Source organism: Acinetobacter sp. SM1B, assembly GCF_003289665.1.
GTDB classification, from domain to species: domain Bacteria; phylum Pseudomonadota; class Gammaproteobacteria; order Pseudomonadales; family Moraxellaceae; genus Acinetobacter; species Acinetobacter schindleri.
This window is the reverse complement of sequence record NZ_QMBM01000002.1, coordinates 112,761-131,910: the sequence shown is the minus strand read 5'-3', so window position 1 is coordinate 131,910 and position 19,150 is coordinate 112,761. Positions and strand designations below refer to the sequence as shown.

General features: G+C 40.2%; 21 protein-coding genes. 11 read left to right on the top strand and 10 right to left on the bottom strand.

Features of this window, described 5'->3' with window-relative positions; genetic code table 11:
• Positions 1-878: 878 nt before the first annotated feature.
• Positions 879-2,045: an MFS transporter gene (locus C8322_RS13320; protein WP_111810781.1), complete on the top strand. Its 1,167-nt coding sequence runs from the start codon at positions 879-881 to the stop codon at positions 2,043-2,045.
• Between the two features lie 19 nt (positions 2,046-2,064).
• Here the strand turns inward: C8322_RS13320 and C8322_RS13315 are convergent, their stop codons facing one another.
• Both C8322_RS13315 and C8322_RS13310 read right to left on the bottom strand, forming a co-directional pair.
• Complete coding sequence (locus tag C8322_RS13315) at positions 2,065-3,555, bottom strand: amidase (RefSeq protein WP_111810784.1); 1,491 nt, start codon at positions 3,553-3,555, stop codon at positions 2,065-2,067.
• 34 nt (positions 3,556-3,589) lie between these two features.
• The gene (locus tag C8322_RS13310; RefSeq protein ID WP_111810780.1) at positions 3,590-5,017 is read right to left on the bottom strand and encodes a GGDEF domain-containing protein; all 1,428 of its coding nucleotides are present in this window, start codon (positions 5,015-5,017) and stop codon (positions 3,590-3,592) included.
• A gap of 329 nt (positions 5,018-5,346) precedes the next feature.
• On the opposite strand from C8322_RS13310, the gene C8322_RS13305 reads away from it, so the two are divergent.
• Positions 5,347-5,772 carry a hypothetical protein gene (locus tag C8322_RS13305; RefSeq protein ID WP_171056660.1) on the top strand — a complete coding sequence of 142 codons (426 nt, stop codon included), beginning with the start codon at positions 5,347-5,349 and terminating at the stop codon, positions 5,770-5,772.
• 64 nt (positions 5,773-5,836) lie between these two features.
• Here the strand turns inward: C8322_RS13305 and accC are convergent, their stop codons facing one another.
• From accC to aroQ, 3 genes are read right to left on the bottom strand one after another with little or no spacing between them, the layout of a single operon-like run.
• Complete coding sequence (gene accC / locus C8322_RS13300; protein ID WP_004809211.1) at positions 5,837-7,201, bottom strand: acetyl-CoA carboxylase biotin carboxylase subunit; 1,365 nt, start codon at positions 7,199-7,201, stop codon at positions 5,837-5,839.
• Positions 7,202-7,222: 21 nt separating this feature from the next.
• The gene (accB, locus tag C8322_RS13295; RefSeq protein WP_004809213.1) at positions 7,223-7,639 is read right to left on the bottom strand and encodes an acetyl-CoA carboxylase biotin carboxyl carrier protein; all 417 of its coding nucleotides are present in this window, start codon (positions 7,637-7,639) and stop codon (positions 7,223-7,225) included.
• A 16-nt stretch (positions 7,640-7,655) separates the two neighbouring features.
• The gene (gene aroQ / locus C8322_RS13290) at positions 7,656-8,111 is read right to left on the bottom strand and encodes a type II 3-dehydroquinate dehydratase (RefSeq protein ID WP_004809215.1); all 456 of its coding nucleotides are present in this window, start codon (positions 8,109-8,111) and stop codon (positions 7,656-7,658) included.
• Positions 8,112-8,980: 869 nt separating this feature from the next.
• On the opposite strand from aroQ, the gene ybaK reads away from it, so the two are divergent.
• Together ybaK and C8322_RS13280 are read left to right on the top strand one after the other, a co-directional pair.
• Positions 8,981-9,448, top strand: coding sequence for a Cys-tRNA(Pro) deacylase (gene ybaK / locus C8322_RS13285; RefSeq protein WP_111810779.1), 468 nt, complete (start codon positions 8,981-8,983; stop codon positions 9,446-9,448).
• Positions 9,449-9,721: 273 nt separating this feature from the next.
• Entirely contained in the window at positions 9,722-10,246 is a 525-nt protein-coding gene (locus C8322_RS13280) for a hypothetical protein (protein ID WP_111810778.1), read from the top strand.
• A 180-nt stretch (positions 10,247-10,426) separates the two neighbouring features.
• Here C8322_RS13280 and C8322_RS13275 read toward each other — a convergent pair whose 3' ends face one another.
• Genes C8322_RS13275 through tusD form a run of 4 tightly spaced genes read right to left on the bottom strand, consistent with a single transcriptional unit; the run spans position 10,427 to position 11,814 of the window.
• Positions 10,427-10,738: a TusE/DsrC/DsvC family sulfur relay protein gene (locus C8322_RS13275; RefSeq protein WP_004809220.1), complete on the bottom strand. Its 312-nt coding sequence runs from the start codon at positions 10,736-10,738 to the stop codon at positions 10,427-10,429.
• A 16-nt stretch (positions 10,739-10,754) separates the two neighbouring features.
• The gene (locus tag C8322_RS13270) at positions 10,755-11,039 is read right to left on the bottom strand and encodes a DsrH/TusB family sulfur metabolism protein (RefSeq protein ID WP_004809221.1); all 285 of its coding nucleotides are present in this window, start codon (positions 11,037-11,039) and stop codon (positions 10,755-10,757) included.
• An 11-nt stretch (positions 11,040-11,050) separates the two neighbouring features.
• Positions 11,051-11,401, bottom strand: a complete 351-nt coding sequence (locus tag C8322_RS13265; protein ID WP_111810777.1) for a hypothetical protein — start codon at positions 11,399-11,401, stop codon at positions 11,051-11,053.
• A 44-nt stretch (positions 11,402-11,445) separates the two neighbouring features.
• Positions 11,446-11,814, bottom strand: coding sequence for a sulfurtransferase complex subunit TusD (tusD, locus tag C8322_RS13260; protein WP_034586554.1), 369 nt, complete (start codon positions 11,812-11,814; stop codon positions 11,446-11,448).
• Between the two features lie 68 nt (positions 11,815-11,882).
• Here tusD and C8322_RS13255 point away from each other — a divergent pair, with 68 nt between their 5' ends.
• The 7 genes from C8322_RS13255 (at position 11,883) to C8322_RS13225 (ending at position 18,170) form a co-directional block, all read left to right on the top strand.
• Positions 11,883-12,890 (top strand): SDR family NAD(P)-dependent oxidoreductase, encoded by a 1,008-nt coding sequence (locus C8322_RS13255; protein WP_004809228.1) that lies wholly within the window; start codon positions 11,883-11,885, stop codon positions 12,888-12,890.
• Between the two features lie 108 nt (positions 12,891-12,998).
• Complete coding sequence (fumC, locus tag C8322_RS13250) at positions 12,999-14,393, top strand: class II fumarate hydratase (RefSeq protein ID WP_004809229.1); 1,395 nt, start codon at positions 12,999-13,001, stop codon at positions 14,391-14,393.
• A 126-nt stretch (positions 14,394-14,519) separates the two neighbouring features.
• Positions 14,520-15,011: a hypothetical protein gene (locus tag C8322_RS13245; RefSeq protein ID WP_004809231.1), complete on the top strand. Its 492-nt coding sequence runs from the start codon at positions 14,520-14,522 to the stop codon at positions 15,009-15,011.
• 418 nt (positions 15,012-15,429) lie between these two features.
• Complete coding sequence (locus C8322_RS13240; protein ID WP_004809233.1) at positions 15,430-16,032, top strand: nitroreductase family protein; 603 nt, start codon at positions 15,430-15,432, stop codon at positions 16,030-16,032.
• A gap of 127 nt (positions 16,033-16,159) precedes the next feature.
• The gene (locus C8322_RS13235) at positions 16,160-16,528 is read left to right on the top strand and encodes a hypothetical protein (RefSeq protein ID WP_004809235.1); all 369 of its coding nucleotides are present in this window, start codon (positions 16,160-16,162) and stop codon (positions 16,526-16,528) included.
• Complete coding sequence (locus C8322_RS13230; protein ID WP_004809236.1) at positions 16,525-16,938, top strand: hypothetical protein; 414 nt, start codon at positions 16,525-16,527, stop codon at positions 16,936-16,938. The genes C8322_RS13235 and C8322_RS13230 overlap by 4 nt, the downstream gene beginning before the upstream one ends.
• A gap of 461 nt (positions 16,939-17,399) precedes the next feature.
• Positions 17,400-18,170, top strand: a complete 771-nt coding sequence (locus C8322_RS13225; protein WP_004809239.1) for an alpha/beta fold hydrolase — start codon at positions 17,400-17,402, stop codon at positions 18,168-18,170.
• 20 nt (positions 18,171-18,190) lie between these two features.
• On the opposite strand, the gene C8322_RS13220 is transcribed toward C8322_RS13225, so the two are convergent.
• Positions 18,191-19,150 carry a M15 family metallopeptidase gene (locus C8322_RS13220; RefSeq protein ID WP_034423850.1) on the bottom strand — a complete coding sequence of 320 codons (960 nt, stop codon included), beginning with the start codon at positions 19,148-19,150 and terminating at the stop codon, positions 18,191-18,193.

Genomic DNA, 19,150 nt, shown 5'->3' with positions numbered 1-19,150 from the left:
CTGCTACCACAGAGAGTCTATAAATAACAGTGCGTAAGTCCTATTAAATAGTTTTAGTAGAGCAGGGCTACATGTATTTGGATATAAAGTTACCCTGTTTCTTAAGGTGAAGTCAGGGTTTGTCTATTAGAAGCTAAAAAATATCATTAAATATTCAATAGAAACTAAAAATGATAAATCTTTGTATGTGGTTCAATGATTTTGATGAAAATGATCAGTGTGAATAATGAAAGTCAAATTTTTAAAGATTGCATATTTTTAAAGATTGCATATTGAAGTATATCGTCTGTCGATTTAATGATAGAAAATATAATTAACTGGATTCATTAGATTTAATCTGAATTAATAAAGTGCAAATATTTTAAAATTTCTAGTAATCCTTTATATTTAGGATTCAGTGTTAAGATAGGCTACAATATAAGTAACAAGAAGTCAGAGTGTCCTTTAATGACTAAGCTTGAAATATTAATAACTTTATTGGCTATCGTAATTATTAGTACAGTCATCTACGTATTGGTCCATACTTTGTAATCAAACCTCCCTCGGGAGGTTTTTTATGAAGTATTATTTGTGGATACTCATTCATATAAAGCTGTAATGAACCAAAAGCTCATAAAAAATATACCAAGTATCAAATGTTAATGAAATAAGGTGGATATTTTTATTGATAATGAGAAATTTCTGATATTATTTGATGTATGACAATGATTTAATTAACAAAAAATTGGATAAAATTTTGTAAAAGTAATTTCGTAAAATCTAAGAATTTACAAAAAATAAACTTCATAGATTATTGAGTCGAGATGAGGACAAACGAATACAATGTGATTCATTCTTAAATCTTTTAAGTTTATAAATCATTAGGTAAGCCTATTTTAATGCTCAATCTTCCCATCCAGTCGCGACTTGGCGGATTCTATTTCTGTTATTACGCCATTGTAGGCGCATTCATGCCATTCTGGAGTTTGTATCTTGAAGATCAAGGTTTTAGTTATTCAGAGATCGGGATTCTATCTTCAATTGCCATTGTCACTCGCTTTTTTGCACCCCTCATTTGGGGCTGGATTGCTGACAAATCTGGCAAACGCATGCTGCTGGTGCGCATTGCTACTTGGATGGAAGCCTGTATCTGGTTCATGATTTTTATCGTTCCAAACAGCTTTCAGTCTGTGGCATTGCTGATGCTGATTTTTAGCTTTTTCCAAAATGCGATTCTGGCGCAATTTGAAGGTGTGACGCTTTTCTGGCTCGGAGAAAAGCGTGCCGAGCTATATGGCAAAGTGCGTAAATGGGGATCGGTGGGTTTTATTGTTGGTGTTTTTGCTGTTGGAGCAATATTTGAAATTATCCCGATCAGTATGCTGCCAGTATTATTACTGTGTATTTCATTTCTTGCTTTTATCTGGTCCTTTAGCATTAAGGAACCTTCGACGGCGCCATCCGCACAGAAACAGCTTGAACCGTTATGGCCAATCTTGAAACGACCAGTGGTTTACAGCTTTTTCATCATTGAGCTAATTATGCTGTTTTCCCATGCGCCATTTTATAGCTTCTATAGCAATTTTCTCAGTCAGCATGGATATACTACCAGTCAGATTGGACTGCTGTGGTCGGTTGGTGTGATTGCAGAAATTATCATATTTGCTTATGCGACTTTATTTTTTAATCACTGGTCGTGGCGAACACTGGTAATAATCTGTTTGTTGCTAACAGGATTGCGTTGGCTGATTGTAGGTCTGCTGCCTTCGCTATTTATAGTGCAGTTTATGGCACAAAGTATTCATGCTTTTAGTTTTGGCCTATTTCATATGATTGCGATGCGGGTGATTTTCCAGAATTTCTCGGCAGGACAGCAGGGGCGAGGTCAAGCACTCTATAGTACCATGTGGGGGATTGGCGTCGCTAGTGGCAGTATTCTTGCTGGTCAGTACTGGGACCAATTTGGCGGTGCAACTATCTTTATATATGCTGCTGCAGCTACGCTAACGGGTTTACTATTTTTATCTGGTTTGCCTAATCAGGTGGAACCCACAAAGTCCACCTGAAGTAATGATTCTTGAATTATTAGATTTGAATATCTTTATAACGATCAAACCATGGTTGCGCTTCTTCTAGTTGCGCAGCCAGTTGTAATAACAGATCTTCACGAGCAAACGGCGCGATAAACTGAGATCCTAGTGGTAGATTCTGCTCGTTCCAGTATAGTGGTACTGACATGGCGGGTAGGCCAGTTATATTGGATAACTGGGTGAATGGCACCCATTTCAGGTTCTCCTTGACGATCTGATCAATCAGTTTACCCTGAGCCAATAGATGTGCCTTTCCCATACCCAGTAATGCTTTCATAATCGGTTTTTGCCAAGCGGGTGTTTTTACTTCACCATTGTGTGGTGCCACCGACGCCGTTGCTGGTGTGAGATATAAATCATAGCGGTCAAAGAAATGATTCATCTGGGAAACATAGATACCCCAGTTGTTCAGGTTCTGGATGTATTCAATCGCCATGGTCTTGGCACCAAAAGCAGATAACACCAGAGAATCCAGCTCAAAATCAGTTGATTTAGACGGATATTGCCTACGGATTTCCTCAAGCATATAAGAGAACTGACTGAACCAGGTGGTAATAAAATCCTTAGCCAATTGCATTCCGTCAATCGCTGGATGATCTTCAATTACCTCATGTCCTAATGATTCCAAAAGTTTCACTGTCTGGTTGATGGCCTGAACTGCATCTTTGGAGATTTTGGTGCCAATAGGGGATTTGGTATTAAATGCAATTTTCAGTTTTTTCGGTGGTTGCTGAATAATCTCCAGATAATGCGTATGTGGTCGTTCGATCTTGAACATGGAATGATGATCTTCACCATGCGTAGCATCCAGCATCGCAGCGCTGTCACGAACGGTTTTGGTCAGAACGTGCTGAATCGCTGCACCATGCATGGCTTCACTCATTTGTGGTCCCCAAGGTGTACGTCCCCGACTTGGTTTCAAACCAAACAGGCCGCAATAAGAAGCAGGAATTCGAATCGAACCACCGCCATCTCCCGCACCCGCAATCGGCACGATCCCCCCGGCAACAGCAGAAGCAGAACCACCTGATGAGCCGCCACTGTTATGGGCTAAGTTCCAAGGGTTTTTACAGCTACCCCAGGCATCTGGCTCGGTAATGCCTTTGATTCCAAATTCAGGTGTATTGGTGCGGCCAAAAGTTACAATGCCGGACTTTTCCCAGCGATTCACAATTTCCGCATTGGTATCCGGAATATAGCCAATACGTTTAAAGCCAGTACAGCCATAAGAAGTCGGATAACCGGCATACTCCTGAAACAGGTCTTTAACCAGGAAGGGCACACCTGCAAAAGGACCTGATAAATTTGTCTCAGTACGTTTTAAGGCATAGTCATGCATCGGGATCACGATGGCATTTAATTCAGGATTGACCTGATTACTGCGTTCTAAAGCAATATTCAGCAACTCGGAAGCATGGATTTCTTTTTTTGCGACCAGCTCGGCTAGTCCCAGACCATCATAGCTAAGATATTCCTGATAATTCATGACATTCTCTGTTTGAAAATAAGAGTTAAAAATTTTAAGATGCAAGTACGACCTGATTACGACCCATATGCTTGGCCTGATAAAGCGCCTGATCTGCAATATTGATCAGATCCTGCAGTTCGGTCTGCTGTGGTGCTTCCTGATGGGTAATACCCAAACTTACCGTGATATGCACCGATTTGCCATGTTCCAGATAAATCGGTGTTTGCTGCACCAGCTCACGGATACGTTCAGCCACCCAATGCGCTTCATCGTGCTCTATATCCCACATTAAGACGACAAACTCTTCACCACCAATCCGGGCAAACAGATCGCAGCTACGCAGATTGGTGCGCACCAGCTCAGAGAACTGCTGTAAAACTGCATCACCAACATGATGGCCGTATTGATCATTTAAGCGTTTAAAGTAATCAATATCCAGCATAATAAGAGAGAACGACAATTTTCTAGACTGTTTCAGTAAACTTTCACCTTCTTTAAAGAAGTAATGGCGGTTCATGGTACGGGTTAAACTGTCATAATTGGCGAGATAAAGCACATGTTTATACAGCTCATTCCGGTTTTGGCTGATAATGCATAGAATCAGTGGTGCCAGTGCCAGCATAAACAGGCCGATGCGTAAAGACACAAAAGTCGTAGAATCTGCCAGGGTTTGATCAGCCAGATAGATCTGTGTCAGGCTACTGTAAGTGGTAATCAGAACCAGTGTATTAATAATCGAGATTGTAAAAATACGATAAGTGAGTGCTGCCCAGATTAAGGCGGCCAGAGGATAGATTAATGCGCCAGGCCCGGCAAAAATATGAGTCAAGACCACACAGACTGCGACAGTGATCATCGGAAGAAAATAACTGAAAGAATAAGATTTTTTCCTGCGATTTTTCGCAAAATAACGAATTTGCTTGGCACTAGGAAAGGCCAGTACCAAAGGGAGGATGATAATATAGTTAACCATTTCCCCAGTCCACCACAGGAAAAAGTCAGTTTTCATGTTTTCCGGAGTGATAAAGGAACCGGGAATATTCACCAGAGTAATCACTGCAAATGCTGCGCTGGCCAGACATCCTGCGAAGGCACAGATACCGAACAGATGAATAAAGGTAAACCCGCTGTTGTAGTACTTATAATTAATCTTGAAACAGCGAATACAGAATAGCGAAACGATAGTACTTAACAGATTTGAAAGTGTCAGAAAAAAGCTTTGTAGAAAAAAGTCACCTGTGAGCAGGTCTGCAAACATATAAGCACTGAACGCACCTAGCCAGCCACCTTTATTGTTGAGCTGTGGAAAGCGTAAAAAGAAGGCGAGTAGGGCTGCATTGGCTGGCCATAAAAATGCTAAATAGCCAGTTGGTCGTGTTGCAATGCCAATAAAGCTACAGATAAGAATTAACAGCGCAATAATGAGATATGCAGAGCTATCCGGATCCAGTTGTTTTTCTTTAAAATCAGCAAATCGCAAAATGAAGCTACCTTAGTATATTTACAATGAAAAATCACATGCTGTTTTTTTAGTTAAATAAGCTTTGAGATCTTTCTTTTTGTTTTTGATTGTTTGTAATTTAATCAATACTTAAAATCGCATAAGTACAAAATATAAACAAAATAATGTGGAAAAGAAATGGCTATTATGTATCTAGCTGATATTTTTATTTAAGTAGATGAAATGATTTTTCGCCATACTCCCCACTGTCAAAAATATGCTAAGTTAGGGACAATCCAAGGAATACTATTTTTAATATGAAAAAAACATGTCTAAGCCTTATGCTGCTTACCTTAACCACCTGGGCGATGGCTGCAGATATAAATAAAAATACCCAAACAGCAGCACAAGCTTCAGCTGTTGCCAATACCTTCCGTATCGTAACACGTCCTGAAATCATGGGCTTATGGGGAATGGAAATCCCGACTAACCGCAAGTGTGTTGAATATTATAATTTTAAAAGTGATAACAATGTGATTATTAAAAGTGGTGATGAATGGTCATCAGGCATCTATGACTATCAGTTGCCGCAAGATACCACCGCTCAGGTTCCGGCCTTAATTCTTCAGGTGAAATATGACAATAACCAGAAAGACTGTTCTGGCAATCAGGAAGATCAGTCCGGTGAAGTCTCACAGTATTTTGTGAAATGGCAAAATCCACATACGATTAATTTCTGTGCTACTGAAAAGGCAGAGCAGTGTTTTGCAACTTTAAGACGTATTCTTCCTTAAGGTTACAGATAATAAAAAACCGCTGAATGATCAGCGGTTTTTTATTAAGGATACTGAAAGAGGATTAAGCCTTTTCTTCAGCACCTTCAAGTTGTTTAAGCAGATGTTTTTCGAGATAGTGAATATCCATTGCCTGCTCACAGAAGTTCTCATCCTGAAGGATCAGATCTTTATGCAGCGGGATATTGGTCTTGATGCCAGTCAGAATCATTTCATCAAGCGCCTGCTTCATACGGGCAATGGCTGTTTCACGATCTTTACCATGTGCAATCAGCTTGGCAATCATTGAGTCATAATACGGTGGAATGCTATAACCTGGGTAGATATGCGAATCTAAACGGATACCTGCACCACCTGGTGTGTAAAACGTCTCAATCATGCCCGGAGACGGCATAAAGGTAGATGGATCTTCCGCATTAATACGGCATTCGATCGCATGACCTTTAACAACGACATCTTCTTGCTGAATATCCAGACCCAGACCGGCAGCAACACGAAGCTGTTGTTCAATGATGTCCACACCAGTCACCATTTCAGTGACAGGATGTTCTACCTGAACACGGGTATTCATTTCAATAAAGAAGAATTCGCCGTCTTCAAACAGGAATTCAAAGGTACCCGCACCGCGGTATTGCATTAACTTACATGCATTCACGCAAGCTTCCAGAATGTCAGCACGTGCCTGTTCAGGCAAGTTTGGTGCAGGAGCTTCTTCCAGTACTTTCTGGTGACGGCGCTGTAAAGAGCAGTCACGGTCATACAAGTGGATCGCATGGCCATTACCATCGCCCAAGATCTGTACTTCAACATGACGCGGCTTTTGCAGGAAACGTTCCATATAAACCGTATCATCGCCGAACCACATTTCTGCATCACGTTGTGCCGCTTGTACAGACTCGAGCAGGGTATCCACGCGTTCAACGATACGCATACCACGTCCGCCACCACCTGCAGCAGCTTTTACGATCAGCGGGAAGCCGATTTCTTTGGCTTCAGCAAGGGCATTGTGGATGGTTACTGCATGATCACAGCCTGGTACTGTTGGTACACCGGCTTTTTTCATGGCAATAATGGCAGAAACCTTATTGCCCATCAGGCGAATGTGTTCAGGACGTGGGCCAATAAAAATAAAGCCAGAACTTTCAACAATTTCAGCAAATTCAGCATTTTCAGACAGGAAACCATAACCTGGGTGGATCGCATCTGCACCAGTAATCTCAGCTGCTGTGATAATTGCTGGAATATTTAGGTAACTGTCACTGCTTGCGCCAGGACCGATACATACTGCTTCATCGCAGAAACGTAGATGCATCAAGTCCTTGTCAGCATCTGAATAGACACCGACAGTTTTAATTCCTAAAGTTTTGCAAGCTCGGGTGATGCGCAGGGCAATTTCACCACGGTTTGCAATTAAAACTTTTTGCAACATTATTATGAATCCCCGAGGTGATTAAGCGCGGTAACGGAAAAGTGGCTGACCGAACTGAATCACTTCACCATTTTTCACCAGAATTTCTTCAATCACACCGCTCTGAGTTGCTTCAATCGGGTTCATGATTTTCATGGCTTCAATAATACCAAGTGTTTCACCAGCAGAAACAGTTTGACCCACTTTCACAAATGGTGCTTCGCCTGGACTTGGTGCTGCATAGAACACACCAACCATCGGAGATTTTTCCACAGCACCACGTGGGGATTTCGCAGCAGGTACATCAGCTGCAGGTGCAGGCATTGCAGGAACAGCTGCTGCAACCACTGGATTGCGACGAGTCAGGGCAATGGATTGATCTCCTTCCTTAACTTCGATCGCCTGTAAGTCAGACTCAATCATCAGGTCGATGAGTTTCTTGATTTTACGGATATCCATGAGACAGTATTCCTAATTAAGATTGCTTAGAAGATTGAATTTTTTCAATGATGTAATCGAGGGCAGCGGCATAGCCTTTTGCACCCAGACCACAGATCACGCCGATCGCCTTATCGGACAGATATGAATGATGTCGAAATGCCTCACGTGCATGAACGTTAGACAAATGGACTTCAATAAATGGAATGGCAACGCCAAGAAGTGCATCACGCACTGCAACAGAGGTATGCGTTAAAGCTGCAGGATTAATAATGATGTATTGCACGCCGTCTTGTTGTGCTTGATGAATTCGGTCGACAATGGCACCTTCCCAGTTGCTTTGGAAAGAGTCTAATTCTAAAGTGGCATTTTTAGCCTGAGCGCTGAGCTGCTGATTGATGTCATCAAGAGTCAAGTGACCATATACTTCTGGTTCACGCTTTCCCAGCAAATTAAGATTCGGTCCATGAATGACCAAAATGGTCGAACTCATTCAGCTTGCTCCAATTCAAAAGTTTCAAAAGAAGTTTGCAAGATGTCAGCAAACTTCCTTCATTATGGCATGAAATTCTACATTTTATAAAAATTTTGTCTGAATTGGTGTAGAAATTGCCTGCCTGATAGTGGGCTATATAATGAGAACTTTGCAAGGAATTGGCAATGTTAAAAAATGACATTTATGGGAGTTATGTCGGATTCTTACATTGTAAGCCTAATTGGCTAAAACAGTTAATAATGTTTATATAACATTGCCGACAGACAATAAAGAAGTCAACTATTTTTGATCAGATCCTGCTAGATGTTTGCAGTATTTAAGGTGTAAAGCTTATTCATCTTAAATTTTAGTGACAAAAAAGTCTGTTTAAAAAGTGCCCACGAATGGTTTTTATATAATAATTCTAATTATATAAGATTTTATTAAATAAGTTATTGAATTTAATTTATTTTAAATTAAAAAATATCTCAATTAGCTATTATTTTAAGATCCCTTAGAGTTATGAGTATGCATAGAAAAAGAGTCAACTCCTGAGCTTAACAGTGGAATCAGGTAGGGAGTTAAACTTACTGATTCGCCCTATTTTTAATTCCTGTATCGCAAAATAGTGAGATTGACTGAAATGTTCATTGAATTGTATTCAATGCTGAATATTCAGCCAAAAGATAAAGCATTTAAATTGGCAAAAGGTCGTCTACTAAGTCGATGAATGGTCGTAGGGGGCAACTCAACGACACTCACCCTCTTACAATGAGGCTTTTCGTAGAAACTTTATCGAATAATATGGTTTATAAATAGTCTAGACATGTTCGCGAAAGGTGCGAATTTTATATAATGCAGCTATCTAAAACAAAATCGTCAATATCATGACTCCAGCTTGTAAACTTTTAAAAGCCAGTAAAATCGAATATAGCATTCACGAATATGAACATGATGCCAATTCCAAAAGCTTTGGTTTGGAAGCAGCAGAAAAACTAGGCCTAGCTGTTGAAGAGGTTTTTAAAACATTATTAGTCACGGATGAAAAGCAATATTTTGTGGCAGTATTACCTGTTCATCATCAGCTTAATCTTAAAAAAGTAGCTGCTGCATTCGGTTGTAAGAAATTGCAGATGGCAGATCCTAAACAGGCAGAACGATTAACTGGATACCTGGTAGGTGGAATCAGCCCGGTAGGACAAAAGAAACGCCTGAAAACTGTGATTGATGTATCAGCAGAAAGGCTGAATAAAATTTATGTCAGTGGTGGCAAGCGTGGTTTGGACATTGGTCTAAACCCAGCAGATTTAGCCAAGGTTTTAAATGCACCTTTTATTGATATAGTTGATGAATAGTTTAATGTATTAAAAAGACATTAATTAGTATTTTAATTAAACCCGGAGAGCAAAATTCGGGTTTTCTTTTGGTCGGAAAGTGCTACACATTTTTTTTGTATTTTTATATTGTTTTAATGCAAAGGTAACCATGAGTTACTTACAACAATAAGAAATTAAAAGAAAAATAAATTGGAGCATTGCTCATGAAGATCGTTATTTGGCTTAACGCTGTTTGTCTATTTTTGTCACTTGGGGAATCACTTCTGCACGGTTTTAACCGGGAGGTGGCATATGAATGAAAAAGGCGTTTACCTGCTTAGTACTGTGGCTCTATTTTTAATCTTATGGTTGATTGGTTATCAGGTCCATAATGAAATCCATCGGGAAGAATTGGGATTGAACCGCACCAGCGGTTTGGTTTTTTATGGGATGAATACCCATACGCCACTTCTAGACCGTCAGGCAGAAAGTTTGAATCAGGCTGTACAGCGTCGGGGAGTGGTGCGGAATCAATCTCAGCCTTTGAACCAACAGCGCGCTCAGTTTGTTTCAGATTTTGCCAGTATGCTATTTGCAATGCAGGATGGACATAAGCCTGAATATTTGCAGCTGAGAATATTTCTAAACAGGCAACAAACATTATTGGAAAATAAGGCGCTTAAACAGGAGGAGGCACTTGCCAATATTAATTTGCTACAGACATTCTTGCCTGAGTACCAACATGAACTGACACGAGCATCGGCAAAACTGAAGACGCGTTATTCTTATTATGAAACAGATATAATTTCTGATGAGATAAGTTTAAGTACGGTATGATCTAGAGGCGAATAATATCAGTTTGATGTATTAATGTGGTCTTCAGAATTAAGCTGAGAGATGAAGGTCTGCATGATTGCAAACTTTATACTCGCAGCTACAGGGTATAAAAACCATCTCATGCAAGTTAAGTAGACTGTATCGTTTTTAAACTTGCATGAGTAGTGATTATATATCTGCTTAAAGGCAATTTGCCGGTTTGGGAATGCCTGCCAAACGGCTAAGGTGGCGTGCTACCAAGCCTGTATTAAATTTTTCCTGAAGTACAGCATTGTTGATTTCAGGCCCTACAGTTTTCATCAGGAATTTGATGAGAGGACGTGTCGCTGGAGAATGACCAAACTGTTGATAAAACTGACGTACAGCTTGTAAGACTTTAAAATGCCAAGGGGTCAGTTTTAACTCTAAGCTCTCGGCAAGCACCTGTGCGACGTCTTCATTCCAGATGGTATAGTCAACTAAATGACCATCTTGGTCTAACTCTAAATTCATGATAGATCCGTATGTGTTACTTCATAGAAATACAGCGACTAAAGCCCAGGCATAGTTCTGCAAATTCGGCATAGTTAATAATTTTCAAATTTTTTACTTCTGGTTGAGACAATAATTCAGCCTCATTTTCCAGAATATAAATCTCTTTCAGCTGCTGAATAAATGGATGCTCAACTGACAAGACTGCATCGCCCATCAGAATTACCTGATCATTTTCGCTATAGAGTTGGGACAACTGTTCGATAATCTGTGTTGTAGCCGCATGGCTGGCTTGAATCATATAAAGAGTTTTATCAGACATGGTGAGCAACCTTACCAGTACAATACATGGTCAAAGCCTTGCATAAAGGCTGGGTCTAATTCGACAAATTCAATTTCTTGCTCTGTATTCTGTATAAAAGGCGAGTTTTGATTTTTACTTTCTACCAGAATTGGGGTCAGATCATAAAATTCAAAACTATCGACCATGTTGGAAGCAATCTTGAACGCATGTTTAAGCTGTTCAAATTGCAGATCTGAACGTAATAAGCTTAAAGCTGCATCTTTTAATAAGACTTTTACATCTGAGCCAAAGGTCGCGAGTACCATGGTCGCAGAAAGACTTTCATGAACCTGCAAGGAATTCAGATTCGATTGAGTTAATATAACGAGTACAGATTTCACACAATATACCTTTTAAAAGCAACATATCCCAAAAAATAGACCGATTAGAATTGAAGCAGACGATGTGCAGACTGAACAGCATCAGCGAGTTCGCCTAATCCGACTAATTCAAACTGATCTGCAAGATTATGTTGTTGAATATTGTGGCGTTGAGCATTCTCCTGATCTGTAATACCACGCGCTAACGCCGCACTTACACACACGGGCAGACGTATTTGCAAGGACTGCCACTCACGGGTCAGGTGACGCTGGTCATCCGGTACCCATTGCAGAGCATTAGCAACTGACACACCGTCCTGGTAAAAGAAAACCCGAAAGTCTTCCTGTTTTTGCTGTAATGCTTTGGCAAGTCCCAATGCATGCCAGGCATGTATCGACGTCGGGGCGGAGGTAATAAGAATTAAGGTGCTCATGAAATTCACTACAGGCTTGATCAACCTAAGCAGTTGATCTGGGCTACATAATAAAAAGGTAGTATACAATGATTTTAGTGACCGGTGGTTTAGGCTTTATAGGCTCTCATATTGCTTTAAGTCTGCTCGCACAAGGGCAACAGGTCATTGTGGTCGATAATCTGGCCAATGCTAGTCTGCAGACGCTAGAGCGTCTTGAGTTCATTTCCGGTATGTATGTGCCCTTTGTTAAAATTGATATCCGCAATACGCCTGCTTTAAACAAAGTCTTTGAACAGAACTCCATTGACGCCGTAGTACATACTGCAAGCTTTAAATCATTAGAAGAATCGGTACTAAAACCCCTGGAATATTACAATGATAATGTCAGTTGTATTATGAGTCTCTTACGTGCCATGCAACGGACGGGTGTTCGTAATCTTGTGCATTTGTCCAGCCTTGCTGTTTATGGGCAATCCAGTCCTGATCTGACTGAAGAAACACCATTTAATTTCAGTTATCCAAACCCTTATATCAAGTCTCAACAGATGGTAGAAGAAATTATCCGTGATACTGCACGTACTGATAATGAATGGAAAATTGCGATCCTCAGACTATGCAATATTTCGGGTGCCTTTGAACATGGGGTACTGGGTGAAGTGGTACCGCCGCTACCAAAAAATATCGTGCCTTTGGCCATGCAGGTTGGGGCCTTACAGCGGGAAAGTATTGAATTGCGAAAACAGGCCAATACTGAAGATAAAACTGTAGAACGCAGTTTTTTGCATGTATTAGATTGTTGTGATGCAGTAATTAAGAGTCTGCAATGGCTCAGTACACAAAGTTTTGCCTGTGAAGCCTTTGATATAGCGGGCGAATTGATTTCGATTCAGAAATTGCTCGATGAAATTGGTGAAGTGACGCAAATCAATATCAAGACGGAAGAGGCGCTATATTACACTAATCCGGAACTAGATCAGGTTGGCTCTAAGGCGGAAAAGGCGAGGAAGACTTTAAACTGGCAGCCTCAGCGTTCGATTCGGCAAATGCTTGAAGACGAGTGGCGTTTTTATCAGAACACGTTACGTGGGCAATAATACCGATTAACACTATCCCAATTATTGATAATAATTATCATTTACATGCTGTTCTATTTTGCCTAAGATGGAACAAGGAAATACTAAAACTTTATAAAGAGGTTAAATATGCAAACACGTATTGAACATGACACCATGGGCGAAGTTGCTGTACCCAGTGAAGCACTGTGGGGAGCACAAACTCAGCGTAGTTTGCAGAACTTTAAAATTGGTAATGAACGTCTGCCACGGCCTATGATTCGTGCCATGGGTCTGGTTAAAAAGGCGGCAGCCTTGACGAATGCCGAATTAAATCAGATTCCGCATGAACTTTCAGGTTATATTGTTTCAGCAGCAGAAGAAGTGATTGCAGGGCAATGGGATAGTCAATTCCCGTTAGTGGTGTGGCAGACAGGTTCTGGTACGCAGAGCAATATGAACTGTAATGAAGTGATTGCCAATATCGCTAACCAGAATCTGGGAAATCCTTTAGGTTCTCAAAAACCGGTTCATCCGAATGATCATGTTAATCGTGCTCAATCAACGAATGACTCTTTCCCAACAGCAATTCATATCGCTGCAAGTCTGCAAATCAATGAATTACTGATTCCAGCAGTACAAAAACTGCGTGATACCTTGCATGCCAAATCTCAGGAGTTTTCCGATATTGTTAAAATTGGCCGTACTCACTTACAGGATGCTACGCCGTTGACACTAGGTCAGGAATTTAGTGGTTATGTGTCTCAGCTAGATCACGGTTTATTGCGTCTGGAACAGGCACTGCATGGTTTATATGAATTGCCTTTAGGGGGGACAGCAGTAGGTACAGGCTTGAATGCTCATCCTGACTATGCAGTAAAAGCAGCGCAAACTCTGGCAAAACTGACTGGACTGCCATTCGTTACTGCACCAAACAAATTTGAAGCTTTGGCAGGTCGTGATGCGGCAGTCTTTGCTTCCGGTGCATTAAAAACTTTAGCGGCGAGTCTGAATAAAATCGCTAATGACATTCGCTGGTTGGCCAGTGGGCCACGTTGCGGCTTTGGTGAACTTCGTATTCCTGAAAATGAACCCGGCTCAAGCATCATGCCGGGTAAGGTCAATCCGACTCAAAGCGAAGCGATGACCATGGTTGTGGCGCAAGTGCTTGGAAATGACACCACCATTAATGTGGCAGGTGCATCGGGTAATTTTGAGCTGAATGTATTTATGCCTGTAATCGCGTATAACTTGTTGCAATCCATTCAGCTGCTCGGTGATGCCTGTAATAGTTTCAATGATCACTGCGCTGTCGGTATTGAGCCGAACCGTGACAAGATTGAGCATTTCTTGCATGATTCATTAATGCTAGTCACTGCATTGAACCCGGTGATTGGTTATGAGAATGCAGCCAAAGTTGCCAAGACTGCTTATAAAGAAGGTAAAACTCTAAAACAGGTTGCGGTAGAACTTGGTTTAGTCACAGCTGAACAGTTTGATGAAGTCGTCCGTCCTGAGAAAATGGTTTCAGCGAATGCGAAATAAAGCTTGTAACGCTTTTATTTTTAATCTTTAAGCCTGTTTTATCATGGAATAGTCAGCAATGGTTTTTATCTCAGGCAGAGTTGCGTACAATAGCACTAGATGAGATTAACCACTGATGATTGTTTTATGCTTGATATTTATTTAACAGATGTTCAAAGAAAGGTGCAATTCAAGGATTATCCAGGTGAGCATCCTGTTAAATTTATTTTGAATTTTAAAAAGATTTTTCCAAGTATTATGGAACTTCTTTTACCTGTACTTCCCGATAATGAAAATCTGGATGAAATGTCATGGGAATCAACGACCAATGATTTTGAAATTTTCCAGATGTTTTTAGCTGGTTGGGGGATTATTGAACTGCGTTTAAATGCGATTACCCAGTTCAAAGATAAAGCCTTTGCAGATCAGCTCATTAAACAGGCACAGCAGAAGCGTAAGGAATATCAAAAAAAGCATATGAAGCTCACGACTGTAGAGCTGGATTATCTATTTATGCATGATATCCATGGTCTGATTGATGCTGAACTGGTTGATCTGGGCGAGAAGTTTTATCTGCCAGTATTACGTGAACTTTGGAAAAATAAAGTCTCTGCTCAAGTCCTTAATGCCAAATTCTAAGTAAATTTAAACTGATTAATTTAATATCATCCTCCATATTTGGGGGATGAATTTTAATAGGTTCCAAAAAACTATTTGATGAGTTCAATTCTCACAAATAGCCTAAGCAACTCTTTCTATTTTTCATTCAAAAAAATTCTGCTGCATCATTGAACATGATGACTTATTTTAAAACAGAAATTGGTTCATAAAAGGGCATTTATTTTATCTTTTGATAAAAAATAAATTAATAAGCCATTCTTTATCATGAGAATATATAAGGATATTACTTTAATAATATAGCTATTCTAAGCATATTTTCTTAAGCTATAAGTACTAATGAGTAAATGAATTATAGAATTCTTATTTATTAGATTTCCTTCATAAAAATAAGTGAAGGTTCCAGTTTTTCCGAAGATATATCAAAGGATTTTCAATAATGTCGAATCAGTTTTTAGATTTAATTACAAAACGCCGTACGATCTACGCGATTGGCAAGAATGTCACACAATCTCCTGAATTTTTAACTGATTTGATTCAAAACGCTATTAAACAAAGTCCCTCATCATTTAACTCACAATCTTCCCGTGCCGTGATTCTGTTTAATGGTGAACATGAGAAATTCTGGGGCTTTGTCGCAGAAAAATTAAAAAGTTATGCCAAAGATGAAGAAAGTGCTGCAAAAACCGCAGCGAAAATGGGAACCTTTGCGGCAGGCTTAGGTACGGTTTTATTTTTTGAAGACCTAGATGTCGTGAAAGGCCTACAAGATCAGTTCCCATCTTATGCAGATAACTTCCCGATCTGGGCAGAACATTCTACTGCGATCGCGCAATTTGCGACCTGGACAGCACTGCATACTGAAGGCTTGGGTGCATCTCTACAGCATTACAACCCGATCGTAGATGAAAAAGTTCATGCAGAATGGGACGTTCCAGCAAACTGGAAACTGAGAGCACAGCTGGTGTTTGGTTCAGTTGAAGGTGAAGCACGTGCCAAAGACTTTATGCCGGATCAAGACCGTTTCAAAGTATTCCAATAATTTGAAAAAACCGGCATCTGTCTAAATTTTTATAGGCAGATGCCATGCAATAGGCGATAAAAGCATATTCAGAATCATAAAAACTAAGCTACACTTAGAGCGCATTAAATCTAAGAGAAATGGCGCCATGTCAAAGAACACCCAGAAACTTTCACCGCTTCAAGAGCTAATCGCTGAACAGAAATTGTTATGCGAAGAAGTCGGTTCTGCCTATGTAGAGGTGAGTGGGGATGACGTTATTGCCGTGGCAGTCCATACCCTGAATCAGGATCCAATTGTTGGTATTCGCAAGGCAGTAGATACAGCAACAAAAGTGAGCTGGTATATCTATGGTGGTGAACAAGTATCCAGCGATGCTGACTTTGAAATTATGGCTGTACGTGAATTACAGGATATTGCCCCAGAAGTTCTTCCTTATCTGGCCCTGGATCAAGGCTTTCGTTTCATGATTGATGCTGATGATTATGAAGATGTATGGAAAGAAGGTCAGGAATGAACCGCTTAGCTTTTGCTATCTTGCTGGGACTCAACGGTGTACTCATCACGAATTACGCCGTAGCCGAGACGATGACCCAGGAGCAATTTGATCAATATATTGCTGAGCAAACGCGTGTGGTCAATGAAAGCAAAGCCATTCTGGATGAACCGCATACAGCAACATACAAGCCGAGTATCAGTACCGAACGTCAGGTATTATGTAATCGCATTCAGGCTTATCAGAATATTTTGCAAGCTTCTCAGGAAAATAGTCAGTTGAATATGGCTTCCATGATGGCGATGGTGGCGCAAAATTATCTGGATCGTCAAAACCAGAGCATGAATAACTCTGGCATGACTACAGGTGTTTTTTGTAAGAGCAGGGCAGAGCAATCCGCTAAAGAAGATAAATCAAAGCCTTTGATTTAGGTTAATTTTCTGATATTTAATTTATTAAAACTACATAAAAATAAGATTAATGCGAATTTTCCCGGGGGAAATAACAATAAAAATGAATTATTAGTTAAAATTATTAAATATTAAAAATCGGTGGAAGAGATCGCCTTAACCTTCTCAATCTTTATCATTAAAAAAAATAGCCTAAGCAATTTTATCTGGTAAATATAATCATAAAAGGGAAGAGATAGTTTTAAGTCCATTGATGTCTTACTGAAAAATTAAGCCTATTTCCTGATGATTTATCCAAAGCTTGAGGATTCAAACAGCACCTTCAGCAAACTTTAAAAATACATTTGACAAATAGCCTAAGCAAAACTTTATATCTAATAAATAGCCTAAGCAAAGTTTATAATTTTAAGAATTGGCAATTGATTAATTTCCAATAAAATTCCAATATCAACAACTAAACTATGAAATCACGGAATTCTCAAATGATCCTCAACTACCAAATCACCACTCATGATGACTCAATACTTGTACCAATGGTCTTCATTCATGGTTTATTCGGCAGCTTGAGTAATTTAGGAATGCTGGCGCGACATTTTGCAAGTCAACGTACAGTCATTCAGTTAGATTTACGCAATCACGGTTTATCGGGACATACGGATCAACATGATTACCATCTCATGTCAGAAGATGTACTTGAAACCCTGGATAGTCTCAACATCACAAAATTTGTTGTGGTGGGGCATTCTATGGGCGGAAAAGTTGCCATGAAGCTGGCCGATATTGCACGAGATCGGGTAGAGCAGCTTGTAGTTCTTGATATAACTCCAATTCAATATCATGAAAATCATCATGCAAAAATTTTTGAAGCTTTATTTGCTGTAGCGCGTGCCAATGTGAGTTCACGCTTGGATGCGACAAAAATCATGCGTGAATATTTACAAGAAGAAATGGTGATTCAGTTCCTGCTAAAATCCTTTAATAAAGGACAATGGCTGTTTAATGTGCAGACGCTATATAAGCATTATCAGGATATTCTATATTGGGAAGATCTGACACCAGTAGATATACCAGCACTTTTCTTAAGAGGTGGTAACTCATTTTATATTTCCAAACCAGAACAGTTCGCTGCGATTGAACGTCAATTTACTCATGCCCATGTTGAACTCATTGAAGGTGCAGGTCATTGGTTACATGGTGAAAAGCCGGCACAAGTTTTGGAACACATGCAAGCCTTTCTGGATGCACAACAATAAAATCTGTTAGAGCTTGAAGGTCAGTATGCAGCTGCTTGTAGCTGACCTTCATTAATCAGCTGGGCCGCCATTTCAGCAGTTTTTTTCAGACCCGGCATACGATATTCGGTATGACCATAATCCTTGATTGATTTCCAGCGACCGCCCCAGGTGAGTCCGACAGATTCTGCCACTTGGCCATACAGTTCATAACCACGCATCGCCCATGGATCCCGTTCGCTGATCACGACTTTGCCATTCCGTTTAAAGGCAACATCCGCGGCCAGACCAAACTGATGATAACTTTGATAGCCTTTGGCGCGTGTGGTATTTGGATTCGCTGAAAGTGAATTTTGGCGCTCTGGACTACGATAACCTTCTAATAAAACCAGTTCATAGCCATGCTGTTCACGCATAATTTTAAATACCATCAACAAACGCTGTTTATAACGTGGATTAATTTTGTCCCATTTCCGGTTGGCTGTATTGAGATCGTTATGATGATGACTGTTTGGCAGATGTACATTTCCAGCAGGATTGGGTGAAGGAGTAATCACTTGCGCAGAAACGACGTTGGCATAGTAATTTGCTTCTTCCTGCAAGGCTGTTTCAATCAGATGTTCATCTACTTCTGGAGGAGGTGCGAGCACCTGACCATCCAGTAAGCTATAGATTTGCGGATCGACTTCGCGGAGATAATTGGCTTCAAAAGTACTGGCAGTAATCGGACGGGTTAAGCTAAAAATGACGATGCTGCTGAATAATGCCAATGCGGCCAGTAAAATCCACCATTGCTGAATATGCCAATGTGACTGGATTTTCGCTGACGAAGCTGCCTGATTAAATTCCCAAGCCAGCTGTTTGACAGCCAAAATACGGTTCTTGCCATAGGGTAAAATTTGCGTGAATAAGCTTATCAAACGGATTCTGAAATCATAAGAAACCAGCACTAACATGCCGAGGCTAAGTAAAATAAAACTGGATAATATGAGGTAGATCAT